We start from the raw sequence: 14796 nt of genomic DNA, 5'->3' as shown, positions 1-14796 counted from the left end.
TTTCCTTCCCGGACGCGACTTTCACCGTAAATACCATCTATCCTTTTCAGCCAAAAGAAATGGTAGGTAAGCCTAAGTGGTATGAGAAGATAGGGATTTCGTATAATGGCGTATTGCGCAACCAGGCCAACTTCAAGGATTCACTGTTTGGACGGCAACAGATGTTCGATGCGATGCAAACGGGTATACAGCATAGTGTGCCTATCTCTTTCTCCATCCCTGTGTTTAAGACATTTACTTTATCGCCGGGTATCAACTATTCAGAATACTGGTACGCCAAGAAATTTATCCGTAACTGGAACCCCAACAAGCCGAACCTGGGAACGGGCGACAAGGGCGCCCTGGATACTACTTATCAGGCTGGCTTTTTCACCGCGCGCGACGTAAGCGCCAGCATGTCGTTGTCGACCGCCCTGTATGGTATGTACACGTTTGCCAAGCATTCCAAGGTGAAGGCCATCCGCCATGTGATGCGTCCTACGCTGAGTGCCAGCTACCGCCCGGATTTATCCAGCAGCTATTACCGCCTGGTACAGTATAATAAGGAGGGAGATAAAACCATGATGTCTGACTTCGATGGAGCGATCATTGGCGTGCCATCCCCCGGAACCTTTGGCGGTATCAACTTCGGGTTAGACAACAACCTGGAGATGAAGGTATTTTCCCGGAAAGATACCACCGGCAACCACGAGAAGAAGATTAAATTACTGGATGGTTTCGGTATCAACGGCAACTACAACCTGGTAGCCGATTCCTTTAAGCTGTCGACTTTCGCTATTTATGCCCGTACTAACCTGTTTGATAAACTGAATATTTCCGCCAGCGGTAACCTGGATCCTTACCAGACTGATGCCCGCGGCCGCCGGATCGATAAACTCATCTGGCAGCAGGGCAAGATCAGCCTGGGTCGTTTAACCAACGCCAGTATATCGATGAGTACTTCTTTCCAGTCGAAGGATAAGAAGAGCAAAGCCAAAGAACAAACTATCGACTCCATTGAAAATGCGCAGAGCAAGGATGCTGCATTTGCTGCGCAACAGCGGCAGCTGGCCATGGTACGTGCAAATCCTGGAGAGTACGTGGACTTTGATATTCCGTGGCGGGTGGATCTCTCCTATAGCCTTGCCTATACGAATACTATTATTCCGGATTCCGGAGGTGTAGTAAAGAGAATTACCCAATATGTTAGTTTCAACGGGGATTTTAGTCTTACGCCAAAATGGAAGATAGGTTTGAACAGTGGTTTTGATTTTACCAATATGCAGATCGCGTATACGAATATGTATATATCGAGGGACCTGCACTGCTGGCAGATGTCTATCAACCTGATACCGTTTGGTACTTTCCGGCAGTTCAGTATTACGATCAACCCCAAGGCCGGTATCCTGCGGGATCTGCGTATAAACCGATCGAGGCAGTTTTACGATTTATAGGGCAGGATTTCATCCTGCTGGTATCATAGAAGAAGAAAGCGAGGCAGGCATCTGCTTCGCTTTCTTCTTTTATTCATGCGTGGTATAAAAGTCCCACATTTGTTTAAATACTTTTTCTTTCAATGCCGGCAAATCATCCCTGGTAAGCCCTTGTGTTGGGATGGGCGGGAAGAAATGGTAGTCGATGCGGTGCGGCCATGCGAAAAACTTTTTCTCTGCCGGTACTATTTTCCTGGTATGTAGTAATACAGACGGCATCAGCGGCAGCTGGGTATCTATTGCCAGCGCGAAGGCGCCGTCGTAGAAAGCTTTCAGTGGTTCTTTGGTACGGTTGCGAGTACCTTCGGGGTATAGCAGGATGTGCAATCCAAGGCTCAGCGCATGTTTCATTTCTATCACACTTTGTTTCCTGCTGGCTTCGCTGCTGCGGTCTACCATGATGCCGCCGATCCGGTATAGTACGCCAAAGAGCGGGATTTTGCCCATAGAGGCCTTGGCCAGTGTTTTGTTGGCGCCAGGAATTTTAGCGGTGGTTACCGGCACATCGATCAGCGAGTTGTGGTTACAGACAATCACGTAGGTTTGTCCTGGTGCAAAATATTCCGTTCCCTTTCTTCTCACAGGACATCCTATGAGCGGCATATACACGATCATCCATATCCTGCCGATAGCCAGGAAGCCTTTGGATTTTACAGGGTCTGGCCAGAAGGAAAAAATCCAGATAGGAATAAACACGATTAACATGGTGCCGGCAAAAAGCAGCAGGCACCATAACGCGAATATCCGGCCGAGTATGTTTCTTAACATGGGTAGTTACTTTTAGAGTCTCCAGTCTACCGGCTCAATTCCTGCTTTCGTCAGTATTTCATTGGTTCTTGAAAAATGCCTGCATCCAAAAAATCCTTTGTCCGCGCTAAAGGGAGAAGGGTGTGCTGCCTGCAATATATGATGTTTAGTGGCATCTATCAGGTATTGTTTATCCTGTGCAAAGCGGCCCCAGAGCAGGAATACAACATCCTGTCTTTTTTCGGAGATAGTTCTGATAACGGCATCGGTAAAATCTCCCCAGCCTATTTTGCTATGGGAGGCGGGTTCGCTGGCTCTTACCGTCAGGAAGGCGTTAAGTAATAATACGCCATGCTCTGCCCATTTAGTGAGATTGCCACTGGTAGGGATGTCCAGGCCAAGGTCTGTTTTCATTTCCTTGTAAATGTTAACCAGCGAAGGAGGTGGTTTTACGCCATCAGGTACAGAGAAGCTGAGTCCATGCGCCTGGCCTTCGCCGTGATAGGGGTCTTGTCCGAGGATCACTACTTTTACTTTGTCGATCGGGGTTTTATCGAAGGCGTTAAAGATGAGGTTTCCTGCAGGGTAGATCACTTTTCCCAGTGCTTTTTCATGCTTGAGGAACATGACGACCTGGTCGAAATACGATTTTGTAAATTCATCTTTCAGCGCTTCCTTCCAACTTGGTTCAATTTGTACATCCATAGTGATCAAAACTATATTTAAAGAAATTTAAAATTAAATTTGATTTATTGAGAGAAATTTACATAAATTTGCACTCCCAAAACGAGAGATAAATATAACAATTTATTTCACATTTCAAGGGAAAATGAAACATATAAGTCTCGGTAGCTCAGCTGGATAGAGCAACTGCCTTCTAAGCAGTAGGTCATTGGTTCGAATCCAATCCGGGACACGAAAAAAGACAAGTTGAATCAGTTTCAGCTTGTCTTTTTTATTTGCAGCGCATTCAAAAAAAGTCTTTTTATTTATGCAAATAGCCTCTTACGCGCGTAGTTAATCATTCAGAATTTTGCATGCTGTGAATGATGATAAAAAGAGATGGTAGTCGTATTCCGGGCTAAGAAAAAAAGTGTGGTGAAGCAATCTATCACTGTTCATATTCGCTTTTCAGCCGCACATTCTGCTGTAAATTAAATACTGTGCCTGCAGGGTCAGTAATCCAATGCATGTTTTCAGGAAGCTCCTCAATTTCGTCACAGGTTTCTACCCCGTTCGATTGCAGATATTTTGTTGCCTCTTCTACGTTAGGAACAGTCAGTTGTAGCCAGGTTTCGGAATGGGTGTAGTTGTCTACGCAATCTAACCATATAACATTGTTACCGAATTTCACTTCGTGTGTTCGGGAAACGGTTGGATTATTAATCGGTTTTTCCTGCACTTCCAGCTTCAAAATATCCTTGTAAAAAGCGACGGTTTTTTCGTACTTACTTTTTGGGATTTTTATGGCAATATTAATTCCTGCATCAAATTTTGTATCCATATTTTATGCTTTTACGATTATACAAAATGTTTAAGTTTTTTAGTCAAAAAATACGTCTCATGACTGCATGGATGTCTGGTAATATTATGACTGCCTTCTATTTATTTTCGTTTAGTCGTTAATGTTACCAGTTATAAAAATTTGACAAACAACCGGCCGCCTCAATTTGAGGCGGCGGATTTTTACATGCCAATTGCAATCATATTACTGCTGACTGATAATCTGCCATTGCTGATTGGCGCCAGACTGATAAGGCCATTGAATGGCCGTATCGCCCTGCACTTTGGAAGCATTGGCCATATCCAATGTTAATCCGCTATTGCGATTTTTGAAGTTGTAAATCCCATTTCCGACTCTCGATATCTGCCAAATTTGGTTATTGCCACCGGTAGACGGCCACTGTATGATAGCAGCGCCCTGTGTAGTGGAAGCATTTTTAACATCTACCAGTTGTCCGCTGTTGCGATTGGTTAATACATAGTAGCCGCTGCCCTGATCGCCGATCTGCCATTGTTGCTCTGTGCCTCCCAGCCAGGGCCACTGAATGAGGGTTACTCCCTGGGTAGTAGAAGCGCTTGGCACTGCCAGTACCTGCCCACTGTTTACGTTTACCAGTTTATAAGAAGCGTTGGGATCGAAGGGGGTTTTACCTTTGCGCATTATCACGTTCTTCACTTTGAAATAGGTAGCTGTTTGCGGACCGGGGTTACCGCTGGCGCCCTCCATCTGCAGATCAATAATGAGCCAGTATGGGGCATTCGCAAAATTATTCCCCACATGCGTAGCCGTCAATATGCCATCGATGAAGTACTGGCATTCTACACTATTGGACCAGGACCCATTGGTATTCTTTAACCGGTTATATACTGCTTTATAATGATGCCAGGTAGTGGCTGCATTGTTGACAGTAGTTAACTTGGTTTGCCAGTTGCCATCGTAGGTATTTTGCCAGATGGACGTACTGCCTTTCACTTCCACGATATCACTTTCGGGCGGCCAGCTATTTACAGCTGTAATCCAGAACGCAGGCCAGGTGCCCAAAGCCGTGGGCGCCTGAAGGTCTACGCTGATCTCCCAGTAAGGGTAGATAGAATCGATCAGTACCTGGTGCTTAGAATAAATGGTACCTGAGTGATAGTGAATCGGGAGGTACGGATCTTTATTACTGGGAAGACTGTCGGGCTGATATGTAGCCTTGAGTGTCAGGGAGCCATCGCCGTTCAGGTAGATCTGGCTATGATCCGTGCTGCTTCCGTACATACGGGCCGTTCCATTGTGATCGGATCCCCAGGGATAGAGATAATTCCATTCTGATTCGAAACGGGTATAATCCGTCAATGAGCTGCCATCTGTTACCGTTTCCCAGGTGCTGCTCAGGATCTGGGCCGCGGTGGTTGTTTTGTTTGAAGCCAGCATGCTCTGCTGACCATTGATCTGGGTAAGTGCTTGTTTACTGCAAAATGAAAAAAGTGCGGCACTTGTTAGTGCCAGACAAACCGTGGGCATTTTGTGCGTGAGGGTCATGATATGTGAGGTTTAAGTGATGGGTTACACTATTATTTCACAAATGGTACGGCGCCCAATGTACGGAATAAATTTTTGTAAAATGCCCTCTTTTCTTTACCTGGCCGCCCTTACCCAATGGGGCGCATCGCCGGTATCTTTTCTGAGTAGCATATTCAGTTGTGCAGCATGATGTTGTACATGACGCATATTGTATAAGAATAGTTCAAAGACCGGCATCACTTTGTCCCCGTCTATTTCTACCCATGGTTCATTGAAACCGGTTTCCGTCATATGGATGATGAGGTCATGGCATTTTTTTCTGCTTGCCTGTAGCCAGGTCAATATCTCCTCTTTACTGTAAATTTTGTCCGGAACAATATCGTCGATGCCGTCGGCCGGGATATCATCGCTAAGCGTAAATGAAAGCGGGGCGGAGAGGGGTGCTGCGGGAATGGTGAGGTAGTAATCCAGGAAAATAGCTACATGATAGGAGATATAGAAAAACTTTTTCTCCTGGTACCAAAGATTTTCAGGATACGCGGAAATAGCGTTGACCAGCATATCAATGCTGCCGCCAAATTGTCTCCATAAACTTTGTCTGTGAGATGGTAACATGAGGTTGTTTTTTAGATGTAATATACGGCCGGAAGTTCTATAAGTCCGTTACTTTTGTTGTAACTGTTTCGCAATGTTGGTCACTTCCTTCAGCGTAAAGCCTCCTGCTATCTGTATTTCCCCTCCTGTAATGGGTTCCCGGACAACCGGCATGGTGATAACTTTTTTCCCTACTACCACTGCGATGGGTTTACCGGTATTAGCCGCAGTGATGGTGGTTAATTTGCTTCTCCCGGTGTCGCTAAATTTGATATCTATAACCGACTGGCCATCATCATTTGTTCTGGCGTTTGCGGATGTTATATCTTTTTTAGTAAGAAATGGCATTTTAGCCAGTATCGTTTTACTATAGTCCTGGTAGTTGGCATTCTGCACTACATAAAATCCATCCTCGCGGTTAACAGGAAATGGTTTAAAGTTAGCGTAGTTGGGCGTATTGTTATTACCTGGTGCCGAATGCGTATCATCCACTTTATGAGGATTATCTGTCGTTATCATGGGGGCTGGCGCAGTGGTCGCAATCGGTGCTGCATCCGCCGTGGCATCTTCGTATTTAATATAGCCATTATAGTGATATGATTTTTCTGATCCCTCGCCACAAACGGTATAAAATATGCTTCCCTGGGCCGCTTTGCGGGCATCAAATTCATTATCGCGCTTCGTTACAGGCTGGATCTTTACGTATTTGCGCAGGTAACGGTCGTCGTTATATTGATTACTCCGGAAGTATTGCTCATTATCGGCCGCCTGCTTGCTGATGTATTGGTTGGAAGCGGGATCGAAAGCATAATTCGCCAGATCTACTTCGGGGAAAGCGTGATAATGCCTGTTGGCATAACCGGTGTCTGCATTTCCCTGCTTTGACGCTTCATATTCCTGCTTCATAGCAAGAACGCGTTGCCATTCATCGTTATCGGCTGGTTCGTTTTTCTGATATCCTTCTTTTCCACCGTAATTAGATAGTTGTAACGTCTCACCATCTTCGTTTTTTCTCACCATGCCGCTAAAATCTTCATATTGCCGTTTAGGTTCGTTGTGAACAAAAATAAAATCGTTGAACTCTTTATTTACCTGGTAGGTCCATGCAATACCTGCATCTTCCTTATTCCAACGGGCTTCGGGCAGAATGGCTGCCAGTGTAAAGGTGCGTGGCGCCCTGGCTGCTTCATAAACATAAGGTGGGTCAAAGCAATTGGCATTTTCATTAAACACCGGGTGGGCTATATCATTATCAAATTGCAAAAAGGTTTTGCCCTGCTGGAAGCCTACAAAATTAATTCGTACGCTATCACCGTAGTTAGGGTGCTGATGGGCATATACCTCGTAGATATCAGGTTTATCGGGCGTGAAAAGAAGGTAATCTTTTTCAAACCTGTAAGTACCAAATACCATCGTTGCATAACCATACATCAGGAACTGGCCGTCTTCAAATAGGCAGATGCCTGAGTTGTCGCCGTACTTCCCGGTGTACTTTTTATAGCGTGCATCCCTGCTGTTGTTTTGAGCGCATACAGTCATAGACAAGATGAGTATTGTGTATAATAAGAAAGATTTTTTCATTTCCTCTGGAGCGTTATAGTCTGCCGAAAATAAGCAAAATAGAGAGGAGGCAAGTGGTTATTTGTATTCGTCCGGATTGGGATAAAATTCGCGGGATTTCAGTGCAGATTTGCGGAAAGGTAAATATTTCCGGAAAGAACGTAATGAATACAACTTATCTTTTTTTTGTATTTTACTGCATGTGCAGGTCCGCATAAAGTTCTAATTGGCAATAAATAAAAACAACGCATGAAGTTTTATTTGATGTTATTGGCGGGTAGCATATTATTGGCTACCATGGCGCCTGTGGCGGATGCCCAGACAGCTTTTAAGTTTGCCGAAGTATCTGATACACACGTGGGTAGTGACCACGCACTGGAAGACTTGCAACGCACCGTGGCGGATATCAACAGCCAGCCGGACCTGGCATTCGTGATCATTTCGGGCGACATTACGGAATTTGGCGCCGACGCAGAACTGCAACAGGCCAAAGCTGTGTTGGACGGGCTGCAGAAGCCCTGGTATATTATCCCGGGTAATCATGATACCAAGTGGTCGGAGAGCGGTGGCAACACCTTTCGTAAGGTGTTTGGCAGCGAAACATTTTCGTTTAGTTATGGCGGTTATCGTTTCCTGGGGACTAACTGCGGACCTAACATGCGGATGGGCCCCGGGCAGGTGCCGCGGGAGAATATTGTGTGGCTGGATAAGACATTAAAAGGCATAGACAAGCGTACACCACTCATTTATATCAATCACTATCCACAAAATGCAGATCTGAATAACTGGTATGAAGCGATCGACCGGCTGAAGCAGCACAATATACAGCTGATTTTATGCGGCCATGGTCATGCTAACCGGGTATTTGATTTTGAGGAGATACCTGGCGTGATGTGCCGCTCCAATCTGCGGGCGAAAGACAGTATTGGCGGATACAATATCGTTACTATCGGCAGTGGAAAAGCACAGTTTGAGGAGCGTACTCCTCTGGTAGAAAAGAACCGGGCATGGGCGAACATTCCGATGGCTGGACATTCTGCGGGCGTTACCCATGCATTCCCGCGACCTTCTTTTGCGATGAACGACTCATTTCCTGCTGTGAAGGCAGCGTGGGTATACCAGGACAACAGTGATATTGGATCGGGGATGGCCTTGTACCAGGACCAGGTGATATCCACCAATACCGCCGGCGAGGTGTATGCGCTGCGATTGAAGGATGGAAAAAAGCAATGGACCTTTGTCACGAAGGGAAAGATATATGCTACACCGGCCGTTTCAGGAGATAGGGTAGTAGTAGGTTCTTCCGATCGTTTTATTTATTGCCTCAATGCCGCTACCGGTAAGCCCGTGTGGCGTTTTGAAACCGGTAAGCCGGTGGTGGCCAGTGCGCAAATCGTTGACGGCGTGGCATATACCGGCGCGTCTGATGGGCATTTCCGGGCCATTGATCTCTCTACAGGAAAATTATTATGGGAATTTACCGGTGTAAATGGATTTGTAGAGGACAAGCCGCTTTTTTACGGGGGAAATATTTATTTCGGCAGCTGGGGTAATGATTTCTATGCCCTGGATACGCATACCGGCGCTTTGAAATGGAAATGGAATAATGGGGCCGCAAACCGCATGTTTTCTCCGGCAGCCTGCTGGCCGGTGGGGGCAGATAATAAGATATTTATCGTGGCGCCGGATCGTTATATGACTGCCTTTAATGCAACTACAGGCGCGGTGATCTGGCGAAAATCACTGCCGGGTGTCAGGATGCGGGAGTCTCTGGGACTTTCGGCCGATAGCAGTGAGGTATTCATTAAAACGATGGATGGGCAGTTGTATGGCGTGGCCACAAATGCAGATACCATGCAGCTGTTGTGGCGGTCGCCGGTGGAAATGGGCTACGAGTTGGATCCGGCGGCGCCAGTGGCGTGGGGGGAGGTAATTTATATACCTACTCACTCCGGGGTAATATATACGATTAACCGGGGCGATCATTCCCTGTTATGGAAGTATAAAATATCCAACTGCCTGGTCAACCAGGTGCTGGCAGCAGGTGACAAACAAATGCTGTTCAGCACCATGGATGGCAAGCTGGCTTTATTGCGGTATTGATAAATTTACAAGTGTAGGAAAGGACCGGGTTTTACCTGGTCCTTTTTTTATTTTCTGCCGGTAGTATCTCTCAACCACGGCCTGCGGCCGGCTTCCAGGATAGGAAGGTTGGCTTCCGTAGGTACATAGATTACCGCTTGTGGATTTTTATCGATGTTATCTATCCACAGCCAATGCAGGTATGCTTCGTTGTTGCGCAACGACTCGCCTATGATCTGGTTGGAGCGGGCCACGCCATGTGCGCGGATGGTATCGGCGGCAGCCAGCATTGCTGCACTTTCCATTTTAGCGCGGGCCTCGGCCACGGCTACTTCCTTGGATGCCTGGGCATGCGCCAGCAGGGCTTCTCCTTCCATGCGTTGGGAGTATACCTTGTATTGGGGACAGCCCCATAATCCCAGGATGATCAGGCCAACAAACACCAGCAGTACAAAAGAAGAAAGCGAAATGATAGATCTTGTATTCATATAGGTAATGTCCTGAACCGCAGGACGGGGTTTGGTTTCGGGGGTAAATATAACTATATATCAGAGATGGAACAGCTGTGAATTCCCGGAAAAAAGGGAATTTCCTTGTTTTATATACTTCATTCCCTGCTTCACCGTTTATTAAAATTATATTTGTAGCCTTTATCATTATTGTTATTATGATCGCATCCATATTAACCAGGCTTGAGTCATCCCGTAAGGAGTTGCTGGATTTGGGGCTCAGAAATCCATTGTTGAATTACCGACAGACCAGTGGTAAGGGATTGCATATTGTAGAAGAACAATCTGCCGCCGTTTATGAGATATTGGTGCGGGAGAATAAAACTATGTCCTTCCTCGGACGTCCTGAAAAGAAGCAGGAAGAGGAAGCAGTAGAGTATAACGACCCGGTGGTGTCGAAAGATGCGTATACAGATACCCGTTTACAGACGAATGAAACCCAGGTAAATCTGCATACCAAACTATTGAACACCTACTATGCCGCCCGCATGAGCATAGAAGAAACGGGCGCCAACATCTTGTATATTTCCCTGGGCATGCTGCATTGGTATGAAGAAAGCGAGCGGGAAGAAGTAAGGCAGGCGCCGCTGATCATGGTGCCGGTATTGCTGGACCGTTCCAGTGCGCGGGAGCGCTTCCGGTTGAAATACTCGCTGGAAGAGGTAGGCGCCAATATTTCCCTGCAGGCAAAAATGAAGGCCGATTTCAACATTGATATTCCAGATTTGCCGGACACGGAAGACTTTGATATAAATGCTTACTTCGCGGCTGTTACCGCCGCCATCGTAGGAATGCCAGGGTGGAAAGTAGTGCCGGATGCCATAGAGCTGGGCTTTTTCTCCTTCGGCAAATTCATGATCTATAATGACCTGGACACTGCCAAATGGCAGCAGGATAACGATATACTTACCCATCCTATTATTCAAAGCCTTTTTGGTAGCGGATTTTCAGACGACAGGCCGGCCATACCGGAAGACGCATTTATCGATCATGATACCTTCGCGCACGAGCTGTACCAGGTAGTGGATGCAGATAGCTCGCAGATTATGGCCATGCTGGCCGTACAGGAGGGGCGTAACCTGGTGATACAGGGACCTCCGGGCACCGGTAAATCTCAAACCATTACCAATATTATTGCCGACGCCATTGGGCGGGGAAAGAAAGTGCTGTTTGTTGCCGAAAAGCTGGCAGCCTTGGAAGTGGTAAAGCGCCGGCTTGATAATATCCAGCTGGGAGAGGCCTGCCTGGAACTACATAGCCACAAAGCCAATAAGAAAGAACTGCACCAGGAACTCCGGCGGGTGCTGGAGCTGGGGCGTCCCAATATCCAAAAATTACAGGAAGAAGTATTATTACTGGCCGACTGTAAAAAAACACTGAATGATTATTGCCTGTCGGTAAATGGAACTATCGAGAAAAGTGGCCTGACAGTGCACCAGGTAATAGGACACCTGTTACGGTTAAACGAAATGACGGCCGGTATTGCTATTCCGCGGCTCGACTTACCTGATATTGTTCAATGGGATGCCATGACCATGAACCGGGCTACTGCTATGGCAGCGCGTATACAGGCCTGTTTGCAGGAAACCGGTGTACCTGCTTCCCTGACGTTTAAAGGCAGCGGGTTGACCGTACTATTGCCGCATGAACAGGTGGCGTTAACGGAGGCGTTGCACACAGCCATTATAGCCTTAACATCATTGCAACAATCAGCGGCCGTCATCGCCGAGAAAATCGGGATGACTATTCCGGCAGATGCCAACGGCATTCATGCCTTGATCGCTATTTGTGAGTTATTGTCGCAACAGCCGGATCTGCAGGACATCGCCGTAGACCACCATGCCTGGCTGCAGCAGCGGCAGGACATAGCAGATTGGCTGGCTGCCGGCGCCGCTGCCACTGAAGTACAGGAGCAGTACCAGGAGATATTCATACCCGAGGCATGGGAGCAAAACGTGATGGAAATCCGCCAGGATTTGCTGGCACATGGCGAAAAATGGTATAAATTCCTGATAGGAGCCTATAAACGCAGTAATCGCCAGCTGGCGGCACTGTGTAAAGATCCTTTGCCTAAAGATAATGAGGAGAAGTTGCGCTACGTGGCTGCTATCATGGAATACCGGCGGCACGACACTATATTGAAAGAACATGCCGCATTGGGCAGCGCATTATTTGGCAGCCGTTGGCAGAAATCGCATACTGACTGGAATGCTTTACAGGAAGCCACCCGTTATATAACGGAAATGCACCAACGCATTGCTGCCGGTACGTGGCCGGCGGTGATAATTTCCTACCTGCGTGAGCATAAAGAGGCGGCTGCAGCGCTGGCTGATAAAGCGCTCCTGTTGCGCTTACTGGAAGAGCAGCAGGCACATTGCACCGCCGTCTTACAAAGGCTGCAAATGAATGAGTACCATTACCCGGTGGCATTTGAAGCGCAACAAACGTTGTTGCAAAAATGGTCTGATCGGTTACCGGAAATTCATCACCTGATTTCCTGGAATAATATTGCGGAAACGGCTATTGGAGAAAAGCTGGAATGCCTGGTTACGCCGGTTGTTGAATGGGCAGGGGCTTCTCAGTGGCTGAAGACCGCCTTACAGAAAACCTGGTATGAGTACCTGGTGGAAACAGCGATAAAGTCGCAGCCCGCACTGCGTAAGTTTGAACGTGGTGGCCATGAGGAACTGGTAGAGCAGTTCCGCAAACTGGATGTGCTGAATTTACAATATAACCGTGCCCGTGCCGCCTTGCAGCATTGGGAGCAGATGCCGCGTATGGATGCAGGGGGGCAAGTAAATATTCTCCGGACAGAATTTAATAAGAAGGCGCGTCATATGCCTATCCGTAAACTCATGCAGGAGGCGGGTTTTGCGATACAGGCGGTGAAACCGGTATTTATGATGAGCCCATTGTCGATCGCTAATTTCCTGCCGCCAGCCACGCTGGAATTCGACCTGGTAATTTTCGATGAAGCCAGCCAGGTGAAGCCTGTAGAGGCGCTGGGTGCTATCCTGCGCGGAAAGCAGTTGGTAGTGGTAGGAGATAACAAGCAGTTGCCGCCAACCAGTTTTTTTGATTCACTCACCAAAGAAACCGATGATGAAGACAATGTGACGGCCGATATGCAGAGTATCCTGGGGCTGTGTGATGCCCAGGGGGCGCCGCAGCGGATGCTGCGCTGGCATTACCGGAGCCGGCATGAGTCGTTGATTACTTTATCTAACCATGAGTTTTACGAAAATAAGCTGGTAATATTCCCCAGCCCGGGTTCTAAAGAACAAAAGGGGCTGGTGTTTCATTACCTGGCAGATACCGCCTACGACCGGGGAAAGACCCGCACAAACCCCAAAGAGGCAGAAATTGTGGCAGATGCCGTGATGGAGCATGCGCGTAAACATCCGGCGTTGAGCCTGGGTGTGGTAGCTTTTAGCACATCTCAGCGCCAGGCCATCAGTGATGCGCTGGAGCTGCGTCGCCGGCAATCGCCGGAGCTGGAATCGTTTTTCAGCGGGCATGCCGATGAACCATTTTTTGTAAAGAACCTGGAGAATGTACAGGGCGATGAAAGGGATGTGATCTTTATATCTATCGGTTACGGACGTACGGAGGAAGGATATGTGGCCATGTCTTTTGGTCCGCTGAACAATGAAGGTGGAGAGCGGAGGCTGAACGTACTGATTACCCGCGCCAAGTCGAGGTGCGAAGTTTTTACCAATATCACCGCTGATGATATTGATCTCAATAAATCAAAAAGTTATGGTATACAATCGCTGAAAAACTTCCTGTATTTCGCACAGCATGGCAGGTTGTATATGACTGCGGAAACGGGGCTGCCGGCGGATAGCCCGTTTGAAGAAAATGTGGCTGCCAAGCTGGAGGCGTTAGGATATGCAGTGCGTAAGCAGGTAGGGTCCAAAGGTTTTTATATCGATATGGCCATTGTTGATCCTGCATATCCCGGACGTTATGTGCTGGGAATTGAATGTGATGGAGCGGCCTATCACTCGGCGAGATCGGCGCGTGACCGTGATCGCCTGCGACAGCAGGTATTGGAAGCCATGGGCTGGAAGATACATCGCGTGTGGAGTACCGATTGGTTCCGCGACCCGGAACGGGAGTTGAAACGCCTGGTGACAGCCATTGAGAAGGCGAAGACGGGGTATGCAACGTCCGATACTGATACCATCGAAGCGGTGAATGATGCACCGCCAACGATTATGCGGGAGGCCGTTGAGATCGTTGACGAAGAGGTGCCTGCTTACGAAACGGCGGTATTGCCGGAAGAGATAAAAGAGCAGGAATTTCACCTGTCGCCTATTGGTAAGTTGTGCGATTGGATAGAGCAGGTGGTGGTAGTAGAAAGTCCCGTGCACTTCGATGAGGTGGCGCGGCGTATGATAGAGGCGGCGGGCATTACGCGGGTAGGGCCGCGTATCCGGGAAATTCTGCGGCATGCGGTGCGTCATTCTGATGCCAGCAAGCGCATTAAGATCAAAGGACAATTTCTGTGGAATACCGCGTTGCCTGCACCGGTAGTGCGTAACCGCAGCCAGTTGCCGGCTTCTGCCCGCAAAATCAACTACATTGCTGTAGAAGAAATTGGGGTGGCGCTGGAAAAAGTGGTGAAAGATGCCGTGGCCATCCAACGCGAAGATGCAGTACCCTGTATTGCGAAGATGTTTGGCTATAGCCGGGTAACAGAAGAGATGAGAGAAGAGATTCTCAAAGCTATTGATATTAATGTGGAAGGCCGACGTGTGCAGCAGGAAGGAGAGTTGCTGAAGGCGTAAAGCGAAAAGCATAAAGCTATTGTGAGGGG

The 14796-nt window shown here is 47.7% G+C and carries 10 protein-coding genes and 1 tRNA gene; 4 read left to right on the top strand and 7 right to left on the bottom strand.

Features of this window, described 5'->3' with window-relative positions; translation table 11 throughout:
* Positions 1–1433, top strand: a 1433-nt coding sequence (locus tag HGH90_RS30070) for a putative LPS assembly protein LptD (protein ID WP_262888622.1), incomplete at its 5' end; no start/stop codon positions are given.
* A 69-nt stretch (positions 1434–1502) separates the two neighbouring features.
* Here HGH90_RS30070 and HGH90_RS30065 read toward each other — a convergent pair.
* Together HGH90_RS30065 and ung are read right to left on the bottom strand one after the other, a co-directional pair.
* Positions 1503–2240 (bottom strand): lysophospholipid acyltransferase family protein, encoded by a 738-nt coding sequence (locus tag HGH90_RS30065; RefSeq protein WP_169192646.1) that lies wholly within the window; start codon positions 2238–2240, stop codon positions 1503–1505.
* Between the two features lie 12 nt (positions 2241–2252).
* Complete coding sequence (ung, locus tag HGH90_RS30060) at positions 2253–2924, bottom strand: uracil-DNA glycosylase (RefSeq protein ID WP_169192645.1); 672 nt, start codon at positions 2922–2924, stop codon at positions 2253–2255.
* Between the two features lie 137 nt (positions 2925–3061).
* Here ung and HGH90_RS30055 point away from each other — a divergent pair.
* Positions 3062–3135 (top strand) — tRNA-Arg (locus HGH90_RS30055).
* Between the two features lie 195 nt (positions 3136–3330).
* On the opposite strand, the gene HGH90_RS30050 is transcribed toward HGH90_RS30055, so the two are convergent.
* The 4 genes from HGH90_RS30050 to HGH90_RS30035 form a co-directional block, all read right to left on the bottom strand.
* Positions 3331–3723 (bottom strand): hypothetical protein, encoded by a 393-nt coding sequence (locus HGH90_RS30050; protein WP_168764705.1) that lies wholly within the window; start codon positions 3721–3723, stop codon positions 3331–3333.
* 204 nt (positions 3724–3927) lie between these two features.
* Positions 3928–5247, bottom strand: coding sequence for an RICIN domain-containing protein (locus HGH90_RS30045; RefSeq protein ID WP_169192644.1), 1320 nt, complete (start codon positions 5245–5247; stop codon positions 3928–3930).
* A 96-nt stretch (positions 5248–5343) separates the two neighbouring features.
* Positions 5344–5844: a DinB family protein gene (locus tag HGH90_RS30040; protein WP_168764703.1), complete on the bottom strand. Its 501-nt coding sequence runs from the start codon at positions 5842–5844 to the stop codon at positions 5344–5346.
* A 48-nt stretch (positions 5845–5892) separates the two neighbouring features.
* Positions 5893–7404: a SecDF P1 head subdomain-containing protein gene (locus HGH90_RS30035; protein ID WP_169192643.1), complete on the bottom strand. Its 1512-nt coding sequence runs from the start codon at positions 7402–7404 to the stop codon at positions 5893–5895.
* 228 nt (positions 7405–7632) lie between these two features.
* On the opposite strand from HGH90_RS30035, the gene HGH90_RS30030 reads away from it, so the two are divergent.
* Positions 7633–9486 carry a PQQ-binding-like beta-propeller repeat protein gene (locus HGH90_RS30030; RefSeq protein ID WP_248277097.1) on the top strand — a complete coding sequence of 618 codons (1854 nt, stop codon included), beginning with the start codon at positions 7633–7635 and terminating at the stop codon, positions 9484–9486.
* A 47-nt stretch (positions 9487–9533) separates the two neighbouring features.
* On the opposite strand, the gene HGH90_RS30025 is transcribed toward HGH90_RS30030, so the two are convergent.
* Positions 9534–9953 (bottom strand): hypothetical protein, encoded by a 420-nt coding sequence (locus tag HGH90_RS30025; RefSeq protein WP_168764701.1) that lies wholly within the window; start codon positions 9951–9953, stop codon positions 9534–9536.
* A 179-nt stretch (positions 9954–10132) separates the two neighbouring features.
* Here HGH90_RS30025 and HGH90_RS30020 point away from each other — a divergent pair, with 179 nt between their 5' ends.
* Positions 10133–14767: a DUF3320 domain-containing protein gene (locus HGH90_RS30020; RefSeq protein WP_169192642.1), complete on the top strand. Its 4635-nt coding sequence runs from the start codon at positions 10133–10135 to the stop codon at positions 14765–14767.
* Positions 14768–14796: the final 29 nt, after the last annotated feature.

Origin of the sequence: Chitinophaga sp. Ak27 (assembly GCF_012726295.1) — a bacterium.
Taxonomy (GTDB): domain Bacteria; phylum Bacteroidota; class Bacteroidia; order Chitinophagales; family Chitinophagaceae; genus Chitinophaga.
This window is presented reverse-complemented; position numbering and strand designations above follow the sequence as displayed.

What these genes read in the sequence shown, in the direction of transcription:
- HGH90_RS30030 (WP_248277097.1), top strand. Translation starts at nt 7,633, where the DNA reads ATGAAGTTTTATTTGATGTTATTGGCGGGTAGCATATTATTGGCTACC.
- HGH90_RS30025 (WP_168764701.1), bottom strand. Translation starts at nt 9,953, where the DNA reads ATGAATACAAGATCTATCATTTCGCTTTCTTCTTTTGTACTGCTGGTG.
- HGH90_RS30040 (WP_168764703.1), bottom strand. Translation starts at nt 5,844, where the DNA reads ATGTTACCATCTCACAGACAAAGTTTATGGAGACAATTTGGCGGCAGC.
- HGH90_RS30020 (WP_169192642.1), top strand. Translation starts at nt 10,133, where the DNA reads ATGATCGCATCCATATTAACCAGGCTTGAGTCATCCCGTAAGGAGTTG.
- ung (WP_169192645.1), bottom strand. Translation starts at nt 2,924, where the DNA reads ATGGATGTACAAATTGAACCAAGTTGGAAGGAAGCGCTGAAAGATGAA.
- HGH90_RS30045 (WP_169192644.1), bottom strand. Translation starts at nt 5,247, where the DNA reads ATGACCCTCACGCACAAAATGCCCACGGTTTGTCTGGCACTAACAAGT.
- HGH90_RS30050 (WP_168764705.1), bottom strand. Translation starts at nt 3,723, where the DNA reads ATGGATACAAAATTTGATGCAGGAATTAATATTGCCATAAAAATCCCA.
- HGH90_RS30035 (WP_169192643.1), bottom strand. Translation starts at nt 7,404, where the DNA reads ATGAAAAAATCTTTCTTATTATACACAATACTCATCTTGTCTATGACT.
- HGH90_RS30065 (WP_169192646.1), bottom strand. Translation starts at nt 2,240, where the DNA reads ATGTTAAGAAACATACTCGGCCGGATATTCGCGTTATGGTGCCTGCTG.